Source organism: Rubrivirga sp. (genome assembly GCF_965213695.1).
Taxonomy (GTDB): Bacteria; Bacteroidota; Rhodothermia; order Rhodothermales; family Rubricoccaceae; genus Rubrivirga.
The window spans coordinates 3,531,785-3,550,571 of record NZ_OZ243912.1; the positions used below are offsets into that span (position 1 = coordinate 3,531,785).

14 protein-coding genes are annotated in these 18,787 nt (G+C 72.2%); 7 read left to right on the forward strand and 7 right to left on the reverse strand.

Annotation, left to right across the window (positions count from 1 at the left end; translation table 11 throughout):
• Nucleotides 1-7 precede the first annotated feature (7 nt).
• Nucleotides 8-244, forward strand: coding sequence for a hypothetical protein (locus tag ACOOHE_RS15770; protein ID WP_420455040.1), 237 nt, complete (start codon nucleotides 8-10; stop codon nucleotides 242-244).
• Nucleotides 245-456: 212 nt separating this feature from the next.
• Here ACOOHE_RS15770 and murJ read toward each other — a convergent pair whose 3' ends face one another.
• The 5 genes from murJ to ACOOHE_RS15795 form a co-directional block, all read right to left on the reverse strand.
• Nucleotides 457-2,358 (reverse strand): murein biosynthesis integral membrane protein MurJ, encoded by a 1,902-nt coding sequence (gene murJ / locus ACOOHE_RS15775; RefSeq protein WP_420455041.1) that lies wholly within the window; start codon nucleotides 2,356-2,358, stop codon nucleotides 457-459.
• On the reverse strand, nucleotides 2,358-2,810 hold the full coding sequence (aroQ, locus tag ACOOHE_RS15780) for a type II 3-dehydroquinate dehydratase (RefSeq protein WP_420455042.1): 453 nt from the start codon (nucleotides 2,808-2,810) through the stop codon (nucleotides 2,358-2,360). The genes murJ and aroQ overlap by 1 nt, the downstream gene beginning before the upstream one ends.
• 37 nt (nucleotides 2,811-2,847) lie before the next feature.
• The gene (locus ACOOHE_RS15785; protein WP_420455043.1) at nucleotides 2,848-3,666 is read right to left on the reverse strand and encodes an MBL fold metallo-hydrolase; all 819 of its coding nucleotides are present in this window, start codon (nucleotides 3,664-3,666) and stop codon (nucleotides 2,848-2,850) included.
• 109 nt (nucleotides 3,667-3,775) lie between these two features.
• Nucleotides 3,776-4,072, reverse strand: coding sequence for a hypothetical protein (locus tag ACOOHE_RS15790; RefSeq protein ID WP_420455044.1), 297 nt, complete (start codon nucleotides 4,070-4,072; stop codon nucleotides 3,776-3,778).
• Nucleotides 4,073-4,156: 84 nt separating this feature from the next.
• Nucleotides 4,157-7,282 (reverse strand): Rne/Rng family ribonuclease, encoded by a 3,126-nt coding sequence (locus ACOOHE_RS15795; RefSeq protein WP_420455045.1) that lies wholly within the window; start codon nucleotides 7,280-7,282, stop codon nucleotides 4,157-4,159.
• Between the two features lie 853 nt (nucleotides 7,283-8,135).
• Between ACOOHE_RS15795 and ACOOHE_RS15800 the strand changes: the two genes are divergently transcribed.
• From ACOOHE_RS15800 to ACOOHE_RS15825, 6 genes are all read left to right on the forward strand, one after another.
• Nucleotides 8,136-9,287 (forward strand): citrate/2-methylcitrate synthase, encoded by a 1,152-nt coding sequence (locus tag ACOOHE_RS15800; RefSeq protein ID WP_420455046.1) that lies wholly within the window; start codon nucleotides 8,136-8,138, stop codon nucleotides 9,285-9,287.
• Nucleotides 9,288-9,641: 354 nt separating this feature from the next.
• Nucleotides 9,642-10,046, forward strand: coding sequence for a succinate dehydrogenase, cytochrome b556 subunit (gene sdhC / locus ACOOHE_RS15805; protein WP_420455047.1), 405 nt, complete (start codon nucleotides 9,642-9,644; stop codon nucleotides 10,044-10,046).
• A gap of 66 nt (nucleotides 10,047-10,112) precedes the next feature.
• On the forward strand, nucleotides 10,113-10,703 hold the full coding sequence (locus ACOOHE_RS15810; RefSeq protein WP_420455048.1) for a succinate dehydrogenase: 591 nt from the start codon (nucleotides 10,113-10,115) through the stop codon (nucleotides 10,701-10,703).
• Between the two features lie 84 nt (nucleotides 10,704-10,787).
• Entirely contained in the window at nucleotides 10,788-12,533 is a 1,746-nt protein-coding gene (sdhA, locus tag ACOOHE_RS15815) for a succinate dehydrogenase flavoprotein subunit (RefSeq protein ID WP_420455049.1), read from the forward strand.
• 185 nt (nucleotides 12,534-12,718) lie between these two features.
• Nucleotides 12,719-13,429: a succinate dehydrogenase iron-sulfur subunit gene (locus tag ACOOHE_RS15820; protein ID WP_420457633.1), complete on the forward strand. Its 711-nt coding sequence runs from the start codon at nucleotides 12,719-12,721 to the stop codon at nucleotides 13,427-13,429.
• A 185-nt stretch (nucleotides 13,430-13,614) separates the two neighbouring features.
• Nucleotides 13,615-16,254, forward strand: a complete 2,640-nt coding sequence (locus ACOOHE_RS15825; protein ID WP_420455050.1) for a T9SS type A sorting domain-containing protein — start codon at nucleotides 13,615-13,617, stop codon at nucleotides 16,252-16,254.
• 143 nt (nucleotides 16,255-16,397) lie between these two features.
• On the opposite strand, the gene ACOOHE_RS15830 is transcribed toward ACOOHE_RS15825, so the two are convergent.
• Nucleotides 16,398-17,573 (reverse strand): zinc-dependent alcohol dehydrogenase, encoded by a 1,176-nt coding sequence (locus ACOOHE_RS15830; RefSeq protein WP_420455051.1) that lies wholly within the window; start codon nucleotides 17,571-17,573, stop codon nucleotides 16,398-16,400.
• Between the two features lie 108 nt (nucleotides 17,574-17,681).
• Nucleotides 17,682-18,674 (reverse strand): lytic transglycosylase domain-containing protein, encoded by a 993-nt coding sequence (locus ACOOHE_RS15835; RefSeq protein ID WP_420455052.1) that lies wholly within the window; start codon nucleotides 18,672-18,674, stop codon nucleotides 17,682-17,684.
• Nucleotides 18,675-18,787: the final 113 nt, after the last annotated feature.

The window sequence follows — 18,787 nt, forward strand, 5'->3', positions numbered from 1 at the left end:
CGACACCGTGACCGTCGGAACCCGCCCCCTCATCGAGATCAGTCGTGCCGGCCACGCGGCCCTCGTGCGCGAACTCGGCGTCGCGGACGCCGTCCGGTTTCTGAACCAGTACACGACCGGTCGGGGTGATTACACGGCTGAGCGCTCAGAGTGGCTTGGGGACGAATCCCTCGAAGAGCTGTTCGCTCAGGTCCAAGAGGCCGACCGCAAGCTGAACGAGCCGGGCGGTTCTTCCCCGGAGTAGACCGGGCGCCCGGTTTACACTCCAGACGGCTCCTCGTCACGTCGCCAACTTGTCGAGACGAGCCGGGAGCCGGTCGAGGACGTAGAGGTCCTACACCCCGTCGAGCGCTTCCTCGGGCCCGAAGCGCTCGTGGCCGGAGGCCGGCGAAGGCCACCAGGTCACGAGCGGTGCGGCAGGGCGGAATCCGCCCCTCTACGCCCTCCACCCCCGCCTCAGCGCTTGAGCTTGCGGAGGAACCGGCCGACCCAGGCGTCCGACTCGTCGAAGTCGAAGAGGTGGCCGAGGGCGAGGTAGCTCAGCCCGTACACGGCGATCACGCCGACGCCGTACGCCCAGATCGGGAGCGCGTCGGTCGGGACGACGGCCCAGGCGAGGGCGGCCGGGATCGCGGCGAGCCCGGCTAGGCCGGCCATCCGCAGCGCCGCGGCCCACGGCAACCGGAACGCCGGATCGTGCGCCCGGAGCGCCCGCATCAACCGCCACAGCTCGACCCACGCGCCGACGGCCGACCCGAGCGCCAGCCCGACGGCGCCGAGTCGGAGCGGTTCGCCCGTCGCCGGAATCCCCAATAGCCCCGTCACGCTGAACCGGTCGAGCGCGAACATCAGCCCGGCCCCGAGCACGGCCGAGACGGCGACGCGCCAGACGGCGATCTTGGCCGGCGTCTTGGTGTCGTTGAGCGCGTAGAAGGCGTTCTGGAGCAGCCGCCCGGCCGTCGTCGCCACCATCCCCAGCGAGTACGCCGCGAGCACGAGGGCGACCTGCCACGTGTCGTCGCGCGCGAACTGGCCCGTCTCGTAGAACGCACCGACGACCAAGACGCCGAACCCGAGGTAGCCCACGACGGTCGGGACGATGAGGTAGAAGATCTGGCGGACCGACCCGGTCACGCGCACGAGAAAAGCGTCGAGCTCGGACCGCGAGATCCGGCTGAGCTCGGGCAACTCGCTGGCGGCCACGCTCATCCCGAACAGCGAGATCGGCAGCAAGTACAGCGTCTGGGCGTAGCCGATGGCCCCGAGCGCGCCGGCGGCGACGAACGTCGACAGCCAGAAGTCGAGGTAGCCCGAGAGCTGGTACGCCCCGCGCCCCAACACGACCGGGACGAACGCCGTGATCGCCTCGCGCACGCCCTCGACCCGGAGCGACAGCCGGGGCCGGAAGCCGGCCATCAGCTTCAGCACCGTCGGGAGTTGGACGGCGAACTGGAGCACGCCGCCCGCGATGCCGCCGATGAACACGGCCACCAAGAGCTGGCTCAGCGCGTCGGGCGGGACGGCCGCCAGGTCGCCCACGCCGAACGGGTCGTCGAGGTACAAATACGCCCCGGCGAAGAGGGCCGCCAGCAGCGCCACGTTCCACGCTACCGGCGCGAAGTACGACAGCAGGAACCGCCGGTGGCTGTTGAGCACGCCCAGGCACCACGCGCTGAGCACCAGGAACGCCGTCATCGGGAACGTCAGTCGGACCACGCGGACGGCCAGGTCGAACCGGTCGACGACGAGCGTGCCGGCCTGGACCTTCTCGGCGTCGCCCAGGAAGCCCGACGCGATGAGGGCCACGAACGGCTCGGCGAGGACCACGCCCAGGATCGCGGCGGCGAACGCGACGGCGGCGAGCAGCCCGAAGATGGCCCCGGCGAACCGGCCGGCGTCTTCGTCCCGGCCCTCCTCCAGCATCCGGCTGTAGATCGGGATGAACGAGGCCGAGAGCGTCCCCTCGCCCAGGAGGTTCTGCAGGAAGTTGGGCGCTCGGAGCGCGAGGCGGTAGACGTCGGCGAAGGCGCCCGAGCCGAAGTAGTAGGCGACGGCGCGGTCCCTCACGAGGCCGATGACGCGGCTGGCGAAAATGCCGGCGGCAACGAGGAGCGCGCCCGAGCCGGCGCGTGCGTCGCGCTCGGCCTGGGCCGTAGCCCGGTCGGCGTTGAGGGCGTCCTCAGCCGGGGAGCCCGGCGCGGCGTCGGCCTCGGCGAGGGTCCGGGCGTCGTCGGCGGGGGCGCTGAGGCCGGCCGGGCGCGGGGCGTCGTCGGGCGACGGCTCGTTCTGGGGCTCGGCGACCGACTCGGCGCGGGGCGCCGGCTCGTCGCCAGACGGCTCGTCGTCGTGCTCGGCCATCAGCCCGTCTGGCGCGCGAAGTGGCCGACGGCCATCCCGTAGCCGGCCACGCCGAAGCCCGTGATCACGCCGGCGCAGACGGCCGACAGCAGCGACACGTGCCGGAAGGGCTCGCGCGCGTACACGTTCGAGATGTGGACCTCGACGACCGGCGTCGAGATCGACGCGACGGCGTCGCGCAGGGCCACCGATGTGTGGGCGTAGCCGCCGGGGTTGAACACGACGCCGGCCGTCTCGACGGTGTCGGCGGCGTGGAGCGCGTCGATGAGCGCGCCCTCCCCGTTGTGCTGGGCGAAGGTCAGCGCGAGGTCGGAAAACCGCTCGCGCAGCGTGGCCTCGACGTCTTCGAGCGTGACCGCCCCGTAGACGTCGGGCTCGCGGACGCCGAGCCGGTTCAGGTTCGGCCCGTTGAGCACGAGGACGCCGGGGCGCGGCGGCGAAGACGAGGGCATCCGACCGGGGAGGGGGGCCGCCAAGGTACCCCGCCGGCTACGCCGCCGACGCGGCCACCTCCAGCACCAACCCGTCGTACGCCAGCCGGACGCCGTCGGGCAGCATCGCGTCGGCCTCGGCGTGAGGCACGGCGTGCGTCACGTGGACCAGCCACGTCTCGCGCGCGCCGACCGACTCGGCGACGGCCGCCGCCTCGGCGAACGTGAGGTGCGTCGGGTGCGGCTCCGGCCGGAGCCCGTCGAGGACGAGGACGTCGACGCCGGCCAGCGTCTCGCGGGCCGCGTCCGGCACGGCGCCCGCGTCGGTGAGGTAGGCAAACCCGCCGATCCGCACGCCCAGCACCTCGAACGACCCGTGCGGCGCCCGGATCGGCACGACATCGACTGCCGCCCCGACGCCCGGCTCGCGGCTGACGACTCGGAACGGGCCGTCGACGGGGTGGAGGTCGAGGAGCGATGCGCCGGGGTACGTCCGGTCGAAGATGTAGCGGAACATCTGGCCCAGCGCGACGGCCGTGCGCGGGAGCGCGAAGACGGGGATCGGCGCCCGGTTCTGGAAGAACAGCGGGCGCAGGTCGTCGAGCCCGACGATGTGGTCGAAGTGCTCGTGCGTGACGACGAGCGCGTCGACGGCCGTGACGCCAGCGCGGAGCGCCTGCGTGCGGAAGTCGGGCCCGGCGTCGATCTGGAGGTGGACGTCGCCGCCGTCGGCGTGGGCCACGACGTGGGCCGAGGTCCGGAGGCGGGCGTCGCGCGGGTCGGCCGAGGTGCAGACGGCGCAGCGGCAGCCGAGCACGGGGACGCCCGTCGAGGTCCCCGTCCCGAGCAGCGTCACGGTGAGCGCGGGCGACCTCACGGGCGGAGCGGGTGGATCGGATACGGAGTCGGTCTCGACGGCCCCCCGCCGCCCTCCTCCAACCCCTCCGCCCCCCGATTCGTTCGGGCGCGAGCCGCCCTCCGCTCGGCTACTCATCCTGTTCCGCCTCGTCCGCCTGCCCCGCGTCGGCCTGGGCCCAGGCGTCTTCGAGGGCCGCGCGGACGGCCGGGCGGAGGTAGAGCTGGTCCGCGCCCCCGTGCTCGCGCACGGCGGCGGCGAGCACGGCGACCTGGGCCTCGGCCGGGTGCTGGCGGTTGAGCACGAGGACGGGCTCGCCCTCGACGACGCACAGGCCGCCCCGGAACGGCCCCCGCTCGCGCCGCACGCGGACGCCGAGCTGGCGCAGGGCCTCTTCGAGCGCGGCGACGACGGCGGGCGGCTTCATCGGAACGAGGAACGAACGGCAGAAGGCGAGACGCGGAAGGACGAACGCGGAACGAGAGCCTTTTCCTCGTTCCGCCTTCCTCGTTCACCGTTCCGAATACTTCTTGACCAGCGACCGGCCCGACTTCTGGTCGCGGACGTCGAACGCCAGCGGGTCGACCGTCGCGTCCTCCTCGAGCACGAACGAGATGCCGCGGAGCGAGAGCCGCCACCGCGTCAGCGGCGACGGGAAGCCGCGTCGGAGGTAGCCCCCGAACAGCGGGTGGACCCGGACGACGATGGGCCGCCGCTTGTACTTCTCGTCGACCGTCTGGCGGTAGTGGTCGAGCCACCCCCGGAGGCGGCCGGCGAGCGCGCGCGGCGTCGCGTCCTCGACGGCGACCACGGGCCGCTCGGTGGCCGGCTCCGGCGTGGCGGCCGGCTCGGGCTCGACGTAGGCCGTCTGGCCCTGGCGGCGGATCTCGCCGGCCCCGGCCGCCTCGACGGCGTCGGCCGCGTCGAGCGGGTCGCCGTTCTCGTCCGTCGCCTGGGTCGTGATCGACGGGCGGAGCCGCTGGCGCGTGATCTGGACCAGCCCGAAGTCCGACATCGGCAAGAGCTTGGTCACCGCGCGGTCCCGAGCGAACGCCTCCTTGAGCGCGTCGGTCACCTTCTTCCGGTCCCGGTCGTACTTGAGGTCGATAAAGTCGACGACGATGATGCCGCCGAGGTCGCGGAGCCGGAGCTGCTTGGCCACCTCGCGGGCCGCCTCGACGTTGACGTCGATGAGGTTCTGCTTCTGGCTCTTCCCGCGCCCGGCCCGGCCCGAGTTGACGTCGACCACGTGCATGGCCTCGGTCGTCTCGATGTAGAGGTAGCCGCCGCCCCGCATGTTGACCCGCTTCGAGAACGCCTCCTCGACCTGCGTCTCGATGCCGAGCGAGCGGAAGACGGGCGACCGGCCCTGGTGGAGCTCGACCTTGTCGGCCATCGACGGGGCCACGGCCTTGACGTAGGCCTGGACGTTCTTGAACACCTTCGGGTCGTCGACCAGGATCCGGTCGTAGTCCTCCGAGAACAGGTCGCGGATGACCGACGAGACCATGTTGACGTCCTGGTAGAGCAGGACCGGCGGCTCGGGGTTCTCGTTCAGCTTCTTCTCGATCTTCCGCCACTTGTCGACCAGCAGGCGGAGGTCGGTGTCCAAGCTTTTGGCGTCGCGGCCCTCAGCGACCGTCCGGACGATGACGCCGAACCGGTCGGGCTTGAGGCTCGTCGCCAGCGTCCGCAGGCGGCGGCGCTCCTTGGCGCTCTCGATCTTCTTCGAGACGGCCACGTAGTCGGCGGCCGGGACCAGGACGAGGAACCGGCCGGCCAGCGACAAGTCGGTCGAGACCCGGGGCCCCTTCGTCGAGATGGCCTCCTTCGTGATCTTGACGATGATCTTGCCGCTCCGCTTGAGCAGCTCCTCGTTCGGCGGGATCGACCCCGACGACGACCGCCCGGACGAGCGGTCCGAGGACCGGCCCGACGAGCGGCCCCGCCGGTCGCCGCCCCGCGAGTCGCGCCCGTCGGACGACCGTCCGTTGGAGCCGCTCCGGCTGGAGTCGTCGCCCGACGAGCGGCCGGAGGCGTCCTGTGCCGAGGCGCCGTCGTCGTCGCTGTCCGAGCCTCCGCGCGAGCGGCGGCCCCGGCGCGAGCGGCCCTCGTCCGCCGACGCCTCGTCGCTGGCGTCGTCCGAGGAGCGGCCTCGGCGGCGGCTCCGCCCGTCGCTGGACGCCTCGTCCTTCTTCGACTCGTCCTTCTTCGAGCGGCCTCGCGAGCGCGAGCCCGTGTCACCGGCGGAGTCGTCCGCAGGGTCGGTGGCCTCGTCGTTCGAGCGGCCGCCCCGCGAGCGGCGGCGGCTCCGCCCGGACGTCTCGTCCGTCGGGGCGTCATCGCCAGCGTCGTCGTCCGGGGTGTCGTCGCGGGACGACGAGCGGCTCGCGCCGGTCAGGTCGAGCGTGGCCGGGAGCCGCTTGGAGCGCGCCCCGGCGTCCGGCTTCGGCTCCGGCTCGGCGGGCGTGTCGTCGGCCGGCGCGTCGTCGGCGGTGGCCGGCTGGGCGGGGCGGCGGCTCCGGCCCGTCGGCGAGACGTCGCCCGGCCGCTCGCGGTCGTCGCCCGGCCGCTCGCGGTCGTCGTCGGCCGGGGCGTCGCTCTTCTTGGACCGGCGGGACCGCGTCGGCGCCTCGTCGGCGGCCCGTTCCGAGTCGTCGGCGGCCGGTGCGTCGTCGGCAGCGGAGGCGTCGTCTGGCGTCGTAGCCGAGTCGGCCGAGTCCTTCTTCCGGCTCCGGCCCCGGCGCGAGGAGGTCGCCTTCGCGTCCTCGTCCGTCGGGCCCTCGTCGTCGTCCGTGGCCGCGTCGGTCTCCGTGTTCGAGCCCTTGCCGCGGCCGCGGCCCCCACGTCGGCGTCGGCGACGGCGGCGGGACGGCTTGTCGGTCTCCTCGTCGGAGTCGTCGGAGGCGGCGTCCTCGGTCCGGCCCGCGTCGGCGGACGGCTCGTCGGCCGGGGCCTCGGTGGACTCTTCCGCCTTCTTGCGACCGCGACGGCGCGCCTTCGGCTCGTCCTCGGCCTTGCCGTCCGTCCGGTCGGCGTCGGGCGCGTCCGCTGCCGGCGCCTCCGCGGTCTCGTCGTCTTCGGGCTCCGGCTCCGCCCGCCGCGTCGACCGCGACGGGGCCAGCGAGGTCAGGTCGATGACGCCGGGCAGTCGACGACGGCCCTCCTCCTGCTCCTCCTCTTCCTCGCGGCCCCCGCCTCGGCGCCCGCGGTTGCGGCCCCGGCCGCGCGAGCGGCGGCGGCTCCGGCCCTTCGTGGCCGACTCCGGCTCGGGCGTCTCGACCTCGAGCGTGTCCTCGACGTCGGGCTCGTCCTCGTCGTCGGCGACGCGCTTGGTCGGGGCCAGCGAGAGCACGGGCTCGTCGAGCCCGGGGACGTCCTCGCCCGCGAGCGCGAGCAGCTGGGGGAGGTTGTCGGTGAGGTCCGAGAAGTGGAGGAAGCAGTCCTGCTTCTGGCCCACGTCGACGAAGGCGGCCCGGATCGCGGGCATGACCTTCTGGACCCGGCCGAGGTAGACGTTCCCGATGGTCCGGACGTTATCGGGGTGCTCGACGTAGAGCTCGACCAACTCGTCGTTCTCGACGATGGCGATCCGCGAGCGGTCCTTGCTCGCGTTGATGACGATCTGCTTTTTCAAAAGGTGGGGGGGCGACGCGCTCGCGCTCGGGCGCGCGGTCCCGGTCGGGACGCGCGGCGCGGCGCCGGGCTCGCTCGCCGCGGTCCGAGACCGGGGCGGCGGGGGCCAGGGCGCGCGCGGGGAGGCGAGGCGCGGTGGGTCGCGCGGCGCACACGGCTAGCCGCGCTCCCAGCCGAACGGCGAGGAGCGCGGCCCAGCGGGCGACGACGCGGACGAGGTGGAGCACGACGTGCAACATGGGGCGCGGTCCGGACGCTCCGGGACCAGGCCGGCGGCGTCGGGCCGGCGGCGGCGGACGCGAGCCCCCCGCCGGAGCGGGGCAGGCAGTCGGTCCGGGGCCACTCAGCGCTGCGATAGGGACGGCCCGCCCCGCCGCTCGGGCGTCGGGCGCAGACCACGCGCGGAAAGTACACCCGGCCCTCGCGGGAGACGTGCGAAGAGCGCGTGCGACTGTAGGGAGCAGTCGTCAGTGCGTCAGAAACTGTGTGGCGAAGACGAGGCGGCTCTTAAAGTCCCCCTCCTGGACAGGCCTGTCCCGAGCGGAGCCGAGGGAACCCGACAAGGGTGGCGGACGCGGGGCCTCGCACTTCGGATGGTGTACCCCCTCTGTCTCCCCCTGTCCAGGCCTGTCCCCGCGCAGGCGGGGAGGAGGGAGGACTCCTAGCGGACCACTCCGCCAGACAGTGACCACCGACCCACCGGCGCGGGCGTCTCCATCCTGAATCCTCTGAAACGGAGCCCGATCCGTGCGTTCGTCTCGGAGAGAGCGAACCCGAACGCGCCCCCCGGTGTACCGTCCGTCGCTCGCCCGTCCTGTGTCCGCGCGCTCCGACGCGCCCCCCTTCCCCGACCGATGTCCCAGACCTCCGCCCCCGCCCCTACCACGTCCCGAGGCCTCGAAGGCGTGACCGCCCTCGACACCCGGCTCTCGTTCATCGACGGCCAGTCGGGCACGCTGATCTACCAGGGCTACGGGATCCAGGACCTCGCCAAGAACGCTTCGTTCGAGGAGGTGGCCTACCTCCTGTGGAAGGGCGAGCTCCCGACCCAGGCCCAGCTCGACGAGCTCAACGGCCAGCTCCGCGAGGCCCGGCCGGTCCACGACGACTTGCTCGACCACCTCCGGCACCACACGCCGAAGGACGCCAACCCGATGGCCGCCATGCGGACGGCCCTCTCCATGCTCGCCGCCTACGACGACGAGGCCGACGACATGGACCCCGAGGCCAACTACCGCAAGGCCGTCCGGCTCACGGCCAAGCTGCCGACGCTCGTGGCCGCCTTCGACCGGATCCGGAAGGGGCTCGACCCGGTCGCCCCGACGCAGGAGGGCTCGACGGCCGAGGACTTCCTCACGATGCTCAACGGCGAGGCTCCGGGCCCGGCCGCGACCCAGATCATGGACGCCGCCCTCGTGCTCCACGCCGAGCACGGCCTGAACGCCTCGACGTTCGCCGCCCGCGTCATCGGCTCGACGCTCTCCGACATGTACTCGGCCGTCGTCGGGGCGATGGGCGCGCTCAAGGGGCCGCTCCACGGCGGCGCCAACATCGAGGTCATGAAGACGCTCTTGGCCCTCGACGAGTCCGGCGAGACGGCCCAGCAGTTCGTCGACCGCAAGCTCGAGGCCAAGGAGAAGATCATGGGCATCGGTCACCGGGTCTACAAGACGCTCGACCCGCGCGCGACCATCCTGCGCGAGATGCTCTCGGACCTGAGCGAGGAGAAGGGCGAGATGAAGTGGCTCGAGATGTCGGACACGATCCGCTCGACGGTCAAGGAGCGGAAGGGGCTCGACGCCAACGTCGACTTCTACTCGGCCAGCGTGTACTACCTGCTCGGGATCGAGACCGACCTCTACACGCCCATCTTCGCCATCAGCCGGATGACGGGGTGGACGGCCCACCTGTTGGAGCAGTGGGAGGACAACCGGCTTATCCGCCCGCGCGCCGAGTACGTCGGCCCCCGCGACCTCACGGTCACGCCGATCTCCGACCGCGGCTAGTGCTCTGTCACGGAGTCTTTGGCGGGTGGCCCCCCGGTCGCCGCCGATGCGTGACCCGTGATGCGTGACTCGCCCGACCGGGATCACGATCACGTATCCGCCCCCGCGCGGACCCGTCAGACAAGCTGTGCACTAGGCGGCTCCGCCGATCTGGGTGGGGGGGCGTGGCCGAGCGGTCGCGTCCCCCGCTCTGTTCCGGCCTTGGCCCGGGGCGTGCCCGGCCGTCCGACGTCTGCGAAGACGGGGCGGAGCGCTTGACCGGGCGTACTTTGAGGCGTCGGCGCCCGTACTTTCACTGTTGAGTGAAACCTAGCTCGGGGCCGCCGGTAGCCCGCCCCCGCTCCCCCCTCTGCCATGGCCGTCGCCGCCGAACCCGACGCCCTCGTCGTCCGCCCCGTCCAGCGCTACAAGATGCGCGTGGGCATGTTCGCGTGGATCCTCCACCGCCTGACCGGGGTGGGCCTGGTGCTCTACCTGGTGCTCCACATCTGGGGGCTCAAGTCGATCACGAACCCCGAGGCCTACAACGCGCTCATCGCGAGCTACCACGCGCCCATCTTCAAGGTGGCCGAGTTCGGGCTCCTGGGCGCCTGCATCTACCACGCCCTGAACGGGCTCCGCATCGTGCTCATCGACTTCGTCGGGTGGAGCCCGAACCAGCGGAAGCTGTTCTGGACGCTGGGCGCCGTCGCCGCCGTGCTCCTGGTCGTGGGCGGCTACCCGTCCATCGCCGCCCTCGTCGACTACTTCAACGGCTGATCCGTGATGCGTGATGCGTGACTCGTCGCGAGCACCATCACGTATCACTCGTCACGCATCACGCACATGGCAAGCAAGTACGGCCGGACCGCCCGCTCCAGCGCGTTCCAGTGGTTCGCCCACCGGATCACGGGGACGTTCCTCATCTTCCTGCTCATCACCCACTTCTGGGTCCAGCACTACGACCGGACGACGGCGTCGATCTCGCACTCGGTCGTGACCGCCGAGGAGGCCGAGGCCGGCATCTTGCCGCGGTACTCCGAGGAGGCCGAGGAGGCCGTCCGCGCCTTCGAGGCCCGCGAGGGGGCCGTCACGCCGGAGGGCCCGCGCGTGGTGCCGGCCCAGGACTCGCGGTTCGGCCAGATCGAGGGCGACGCGCCCGGCCCGACGCACCCGCCCGGCGAGACGGCCGGCCCTACGCCCTACGAGGTCCTGATGCTCCGGCTCGGCGACCCCGTCTACGCCGTCCTGTGGAAGGGCTTCAACCTGCTCTTCCTCGCGTTCGCGTTGCACCACGGGTTCTACGGCCTCAACAACGTCCTGACCGACTACATCCGCAACGACATGGCGCGTGTCGGGGCGACCGCGCTCTCGTGGACGCTGGCGCTCGTCCTGTTCGTCATCGGCGCCTACTCCGTCGTCGTCGCCGGCCTGTAGGGGGTTGAACGTGGACACGTGGAACGTGGAATGTTCCAGGTCTCCAACTTTCAACGTCTCAACCTTCAACATTCAACTCCTCCCATGACCTACTCCCACGACATCGTCATCGTCGGCGCGGGCGGCGCCGGGCTGATGGCCGCGCTCTACGCCTCGGAGGGCGGCGCGGACGTGGCCGTCGTCTCGAAGCTCCACCCGCTGCGGAGCCACACGGGCGCGGCCCAGGGCGGGATCGGCGCGGCGCTCGGCAACGAGGAGGAGGACCACTGGCTGTGGCACGCCTTCGACACGACCAAGGGGAGCGACTACCTCGGCGACCAGGACGCCATCGAGCAGATGTGCCAGGACGCGCCCCGGACCATCATCGAGCTCGAGCACTACGGCGTCCCGTTTAGCCGCACGCGCGAAGGCAAGATCGCCCAGCGCCGGTTCGGCGGGCACACCCGGAACTTCGGCGAGGCGCCCGTGCGGCGGGCCTGCTACGCGGCCGACCGGACGGGCCACATGATCCTGCACACGCTCTACGAGCAGTGCGTCAAGAACAAGGTCACGTTCTACGACGAGTTCCAGGTGCTCGACCTTATCCGCCCCGACGACTCGCAGGACGCCGTCTCGGGCTGCGTGGCGTACGAGATCCTGACCGGCGAGGTCCACACGTTCCACAGCACGATCACGTGCTTCGCGACCGGAGGCTACGGCCGCGCCTTTAAGACGACCTCGAACGCGCACGCCGGGACCGGCGACGGGTTCGCGCTGGCGCTCCGCCACGGGTTCCCCCTCGAGGACATGGAGTTTATCCAGTTCCACCCGACGGGCCTCTACCGCCTGGGCATCTTGATCACCGAGGGCGCGCGGGGCGAGGGCGGCATCCTGCGCAACTCGGAGGGCGAGCGGTTCATGGAGCGCTACGCGCCGACGGTCAAGGACCTGGCGCCGCGCGACATGGTGAGCCAGTGCATCTACAAGGAGATCCGCGAGGGGCGCGGCGTCAACGGGAAGGACCACGTCGTGCTCGACATGACGGGCGTCGGGAGGGACGTGCTCGAGCACAAGCTGCCCGAGATCTCGACCTTCAGCCGCGTCTACCTCGGCATCGACCCGGTTAAGCAGCCGATCCCCGTCGCCCCGACGTGCCACTACGCGATGGGCGGCATCCCGACCAACATCGACGGCCAAGTGGTGAAGTCGGCCGACCGGACGGACACCGTGGCCGGGTTCTTCGCGTGTGGCGAGGCCGCGTGCGTGAGCGTCCACGGGGCCAACCGGCTCGGGACCAACTCGCTCTTGGACCTGGTCGTGTTCGGCCGGCGGACGGGGATGGAGATGGCCAAGCAGGTCCGCGAGGGCGCCGAGCGGCAAGGGCTCCCGGAGACCGCCGAGCGCGACACGCGCGAGCGCCTGGACGGCATCTTGGCCCGAGCGACCGGCGACAAGGCCGTGACCGTCCGCACGGACTTGCAGGAGACCATGATGAAGAACGTCTCGGTCTACCGGACCGACGAGACGCTCGGCGAGGCGCTCGGCGACCTCCAGGCGCTCCGCCAGCGCGCCGCCGCCGTCACCTGCCAGGACAAGGGGAAGCGGTTCAACACCGACCTCATGGACGCCGTCGAGGTCCAGTTCATGGTCGACTACGCCGAGGCGATCACGGTCTCCGCCCGGAACCGGACCGAGAGCCGCGGCGCCCACTTGCGCGAGGACTTCTCGTCCCGCGACGACGACCAGTGGCTCAAGCACACGCTCTTCTGGAGCGACCAGGCCGGCCAGACCGAGATCGGCTACAAGGACGTCATCATCACGCAGTTCCAGCCCAAGGAGCGCAAGTACTAGTGAGTTCAGAGTTGGGAGTTCAGGGTTCAGAGTCGCTGAGCCGCTCCCTCCGACCTCTGAACTCTGAACTCCGAACTCTTATGTCTGACCCCATCCCCGTCGCCGAGCCCGTCGAAGACCGCGTCGAGGAGGCCGAGGGCCACCGCCGCAAGCCCCGGCGACGGCCCGGCGGCGAGGCCCCGACGATGACGCTGACCGTCAAGGTCAAGCGGTTCAACCCGGAGACCGACCAGCGCCCGCGCTGGGACGAGTTCGAGGTCCCGGCCGAGGCCATGGACCGCGCGCTCGACCTCCTCCACTACGTCAAGTGGCACCTCGACGGGACCCTCACGTTCCGCAAGAGCTGCGCCCACGGCATCTGCGGGTCGGACGCGATGAAGATCAACGGCGAGAACCAGCTCGCCTGCTCGGTCTTGGTCCACGACTTGGGGCTGAAGGACGGCGATACGGTCACGTTCGAGCCGCTCCCGGCCGCGCCGGTCGTGAAGGACCTCGTCGTCGACCAGTCCCGGTTCTTCGACAAGTACCGGGCCGTCATGCCGTGGCTCATCAACGACGAGTCGGTCCCGGTCAAGGAGCGCGTCCAGAGCCCCGAGCAGCACGCCGTGATCGAGGACGCGACCAAGTGCATCATGTGCGGGGCCTGCACCCACTCGTGCCCGAGCACCTGGGCCGACCCCGACTACCTCGGCCCGGCGGCCATGCTCAAGGCCTACCGCTACGTGTTCGACAGCCGCGACACCGAGGCCGAGGAACGGCTCAAGGTGGTCGACTCGAAGGATGGCCTGTGGAAGTGCTACACCATCTTCAACTGCGTCCAGGCCTGCCCCAAGGGGATCGACATCACGCGCTGGCTGAGCGCGCTCAAGCGGAAGGCCGTGACCACGCGGTACTAGCCGGCGACGCCCTGGCGGACCGACTCGCGCCCCGTCCGGAGTCTCCGGGCGGGGCGCCGCGCGTTTATGCCCGGCGTGCCGCGTGGCCCGAGCGGTCTCTCGCGGCCGAACGGTGGAGACCCCGATGTACCCGCCGGCGACCCGGCCGACGGGGTATTTACCGGGCTCCTCGCCCTGTTCTCCCGATGCGCCGTTCGCTCCTCCTCGCCCTCGTCGCTCCGCTCGCCGTCGCGGCGCAGCCGTCGGCGCCCGACCTGTGCGAGACCGGGCAGGCCGAGGCGTTCCTCGACGTGGCCGGCGTCCGCGCCGCCCTCTACAACACCGGCGGGCTGTTCTGGCGCGGGAGCGAGGCGGTGTACGAGGTGCCGAAGCGGTCCGGCGTCGGCGCCATCTTCAGTGGGGGGCTGTGGGTGGGCGGCGTGGTCGGCGGCGACCTCCGGTTCGCGGGCTCGACCTACGGCCCGTGGGAGTTCTGGCCCGGCCCGCTCGACGCCGGCGGCGCCACGACCGCCGAGCGGTGCGCCACCTTCGACCGGATCTGGACGGTCCGCACGGCCGACCTCGACGCCTACGACGCGACGGGCGCGGCCACGGCCGACCTCGCCGAGTGGCCCGTCGCGTGGGGCGCCCCGTTCTACCACGACGCCGACGGCGACGGCCGCCAGTCCGAGGCCGAGCCGACGGTCTCGCTCGACCTCGGCGACCCGGGCTACGGGACGAAGGGGCTCGACCTGGCGGCCGGCGAGCGGCCCGTGGTCTTCGGGCGCCAGACGGCGTGGTGGGTCATGAACGACGCCGGGGGCGAGCACGAGTGGTCGGGCGGGGAGCCGCTCCAGGTCGAGGTCCGCGCGACCGCGTGGCTCCTCGGCGACCCCGACACCCCGGACCTGATCGAGTCGTCGTTCTACCGGTACGAGATCCTCAACCGGAGCGACGCCGTGGTCGAGGACACGTTCGTCGGGCTCTTCACCGACGGGGACCTCGGCAACTTCAACGACGACTACGTCGGGTCGGACTCGACGCGGTCGATGCTGTACTTCTACAACGGGGACAACGACGACGAGGGGATGGGCGGCTACGGCGTCCCGCCCGCGCTCGGGATCGACGTGCTGAGCGGCGGGTACGCCGCGATGTACTTCACCAGCGGAGGGGCCGTCACGTCAGGCCCCAACCGCTCGGGCGAGGAGGCCTACACCTACATGCGGGCGCGGTGGAAGGACGGGACGCCGCTCCGGGTCGGGGGGGACGGGTACAACACGAACGGGCCGGTCACCCGGTGGGTGTTCTCCGGGGACCCGCCGGACTTCTGGAGCGAAGTCAGCGCAGACGAGAACGGCACCTCCAACACCCCTGCGGACCGGCGGGCGATGATCTCGGCCCGCGTCGGCCGTCTGGAGCCGGGCGCGCGGGCGACGGTCGATGTCGCCATCCTGTTCGCCCAGGGCGTCCACCGGTTCGCCAGCGTGCGCCGGCTCCAGCAGGTGTCGGACCTCGCCCAGCGGCGCTACGAGGCAGGCACCCTCATGGCCCTCGTGGAGACCCCGTCCGCGCCCGCCTCGGCGCCCGCCCTCGTCGCCCCGGCCGACGGCGCCACGTTCGCCGACGGCCCGGTCACGTTCACGTGGGAGCCCGTCGACCTCGCGACTGACTACCGCCTCGACCTCGGGACCACGCCCGCGTTCGAGGACTCGCTCTCGGTCTTCGCCAGCGGCGCCTCCCTGGACCTCGCACGCGACGACCTCCCCGTCAACGGCGAGGCCCCCTTGTACTGGCGCGTCGTCCCATTCAACCTCGGCGTCGAGGGGCCGGCGTCGGAGACGCGCGCGTTCGTGTACCCCCTCTTCGGCCCCCGCCGGCTCTCCAACGGCGCCTTCGCCTTCGTCGAGGTCGTCGGCCCCGGCGGCACCGACCCGTGCGGGCCGGAGGCCGTCTCGACGTTCGGGTGCGACGAGGTGGGCGGGAACGCCGTGTACTCGTCGCTCAACTCGACCGGCGCCTACCTCGGGACGAGCTTCACGTTCGGGACGACGGTCGGGACGGAGGGGTCCATCGGGGACTTCGCGCCGAGCGACTTCGAGATCCGGTTCACCGAGGACGGCTCGTACGCCTACAACTCGTTCTCGAACGGCAGCCTGCTCCGGGTCCCGTTCGAGGTCTGGGACATCGGCCTCACCCGACCGTTCGAGACGAACGACCCGGCCGACGACGTCCGGCTCATCCCCCTCCTCCTCGCCACCGGCGAGATCGAGTGCGCGTTCGGGTACTCCGGCCCCAGCCAGCTCGGGGTCGGGCCGATCACGCAGCGGGTCTACGCCTACTACCCGGTCGGCGACGACTACGGCGCGTTCGAGGCCGTCGCGGCCCCGCTCGTCGCGGCCCACCCGGACGGATGTCCGGCGACGGACGCCGCCTACGGCCTCATCGACTTCGACCGGGGCCGGCCGATTCAGCGGTTCGTGCTGGAGCAGGCCGACGAGAGCGTCGGCGTCGAGGCCCTGACCGGGACCGTGATCCGGTTCTACACGACGGACCCGGCCCCCGTCGCGGCCGACGGCGACCGTCCGGGCGCCCTGCGGCTGTCGGTCCACCCGAACCCCGTCGGCGGCCGGGCCACGGTCCCGTTCGCGCTGGCGGCGGCGGGCCCCGCCCGGGTGCGCGTCGTCGACGTGCTCGGGCGCGAGGTGGCCGTCCTGGCGGACGGGCCCCACGCGGCCGGCGAGCACAGCGTCGGGCTCGACGGGGGCCGGCTGGCGGCCGGCGTCTACGTCGTCGTGCTCGACGCGGGCGGCCAGCGCGCTACGCAGACCGTGACCGTCGTTCGGTAACAGGTACGAACGCCGCCGTCCGGACGTACCTTGGCGTAGCACTCGGCCCCGCCGGGTGACTCTTCAGACAGGGACCTCCCTGCTTGCCGGCCCGCCCGACCCTAACCGGTCGGGCGGGTTGTTTTTGGCCCGGCCGCCCGGCGTCAGGGCTTGAGGACCACCTTGATGCAGTCGTCCTCCTTGTCGCGGAACGTCTCGTACATCTCGGGGGCACGCTCAAGCGGGGCCGTGTGCGTGATGACGAACGACGGGTCGATCTCGCCGCTCTCGATCTTGTCCATCAGCGGCTCGAGGTAGCGCTGGACGTGCGTCTGCCCCGTCTTGAGCGTGAGCCCCTTGTTCATGAACGCGCCGATCTGGATCGAGCCGGCGCCCGCGTAGACGCCCGGCATCGAGATCGTCCCGCCCTTGCGGCACGCCATGATGGCCTGGTTGATCGCGTACGTCCGGTCGCTCTGGGTGTGCGTCGCCTGGGCCGCCTTGTCGACGACCGTCTTGGCCGCGCTCGCCCCGTGCGCCTCCATCCCCACCGCCTCGATGCACCGGTCCGGCCCGCGCCCGCCGGTCATCTCGATGAGGTGCTCGTGGAGCTCCCCGTCGACCTCGTCGAAGTTGACGACCTCGGCCTTCGAGTTCTCGGCCGCCATCCGCAACCGCTCCGGCTCGCGGTCGATCGCGATGACGCGGCCCGCCCCGAGCATCCACGCGCTCTGGATGGCGAACTGGCCGACCGGGCCGCAGCCCCACACGGCGACGGTGTCGCCGGGCTCGATCTCGGCGTTCTCGGCCCCCATGTACCCGGTCGGGAAGATGTCCGAGAGGAACAGGACCTGCTCGTCGGTCAGCCCGTCGGGCACCTTGATCGGGCCGACGTCGGCGTGGGGCACGCGGAGGTACTCGGCCTGGCCGCCGGGGATGCCGCCCGTCAGGTGGGAGTACCCGAAGATCCCGGCCGGGCTGTGGCCCATGGCGTCGCGGGCGTTCTCGGGCTTGGGGTTCGTGGTGTCGCAGAGCGAGTACATCGTCTGCTCGCAGAACCAGCAGTGGCCGCACGAGATCGTGAACGGGACGACGACCCGGTCGCCCTTCTTGAGCCGCGTGACCGCGCTCCCGACCTCCTCGACGATCCCCATCGGCTCGTGGCCGATGATGTCGCCCTCCTTCATCATCGGGACGAACCCGTCGAACAGGTGGAGGTCGGACCCGCAGATGGCCGTCGACGTCACCGAGATGACGACGTCGGTGGGGTCCTGGATCTCGGGGTCGGGGTGGGTGTCGACGCGGACGTCGCCTTGGCCGTGCCAGGTGAGCGCTTTCATGGAGGGGTGGAGAGAGGGGCTCCCCCTCACGGTCCCATCGCGCGCCCGTTCCGCCCGTCTCCCGAGTCCGGGGACTCCCCCACCCGACCGTGCGCCGAGCGCCTCGGCCTACGACCGCGCGCCGAGCGCCTCGGCGACGGCCAAGAAGCGGGGGACGTAGTGCTGGGTCTCGCGCGGCAGCCGCTCGCGGACGTCCCAGAACGTCGGCTCGCGGCCGATCTCGGCGCGGACCTCGCGGACGACGCCTTCGACCCGGCCCACGCCGCAGTTGTACGCCGCCAGCGCGAGGTGCCAGTCGCCGCCGAACCGGCGGCCCAGCCAGCGGAGGTAGCGGGCGGCGGCCTCGGTCGAGGGGCCCTCCTGGTGGACCGTCAGCGAGTCGAGCCCGAACTCCTCGGCCGTCGCGGGCATGAACTGCCACAGCCCCTCGGCGCCGGCCCAGCTCTCGGCCTGCGGGTTGAGCGCGCTCTCGATCACGGCGACGTACTGGAGCTCGGCGGGGAGCCCGCGGCGGAGAAGGACGCGCTCGATGCGGCCCAGCGTCCGGCGGCCCCGGCGTCCGGCTCGGGCCAGACGGGCCGCCGCGGCGCGCTGGGCCTCGACGTGCGCGACGGCGTCGGCGGGGTAGAACAGCGCGGCCGGCCCGGCGGCCCGCTCGGCCTCGGCGCGCTGAGCTGCCACGGCCACCGGGTCGACGAGCGGCGGGGCGAAGTTCGGGCCGAGCGCGGCGAGGGCCGGCCCCCGCAACGCGCCCCACTCGTCCGGCGCGAGCGGCCCGGTCGCGACGGCCCCGAACACGGCCTCGTAGACGGCCTGCGCCCGCAGCCCGAGCGCCCGGACCGACGCCTGAGACGCCCCGCCGGTCTCGAGCGCGTCGACGGCACGGACGGCCTCGGTCGCCAACGCGGCCTTGCGGTCGGGGTCCGCCTCGGCCTCGGCCGCCTCGACGGCGCGGCGGGCCTGGACGACGGCGCGGGCCCACGCCAGCGGGTCGCCCGCCGCGGCCTCGGTCGAGTCGGTGGCCGCGGTGCGCGCCTGGACGGGCGGGCCGGCGGCGGCGAGAGCGAGCAGGACGGCGGCGGCGGCGCGGAGCGTCGGCATCGGGGGGACGGGGTGGTGGGATCGCGCGGGGAGAACCCCCGGGAGGGGGCCATCCGTGCCTCGGGCGCCGCGCCTCGTTGGAACGCCGCCGTGCCAGAAACTAGGGGACACCC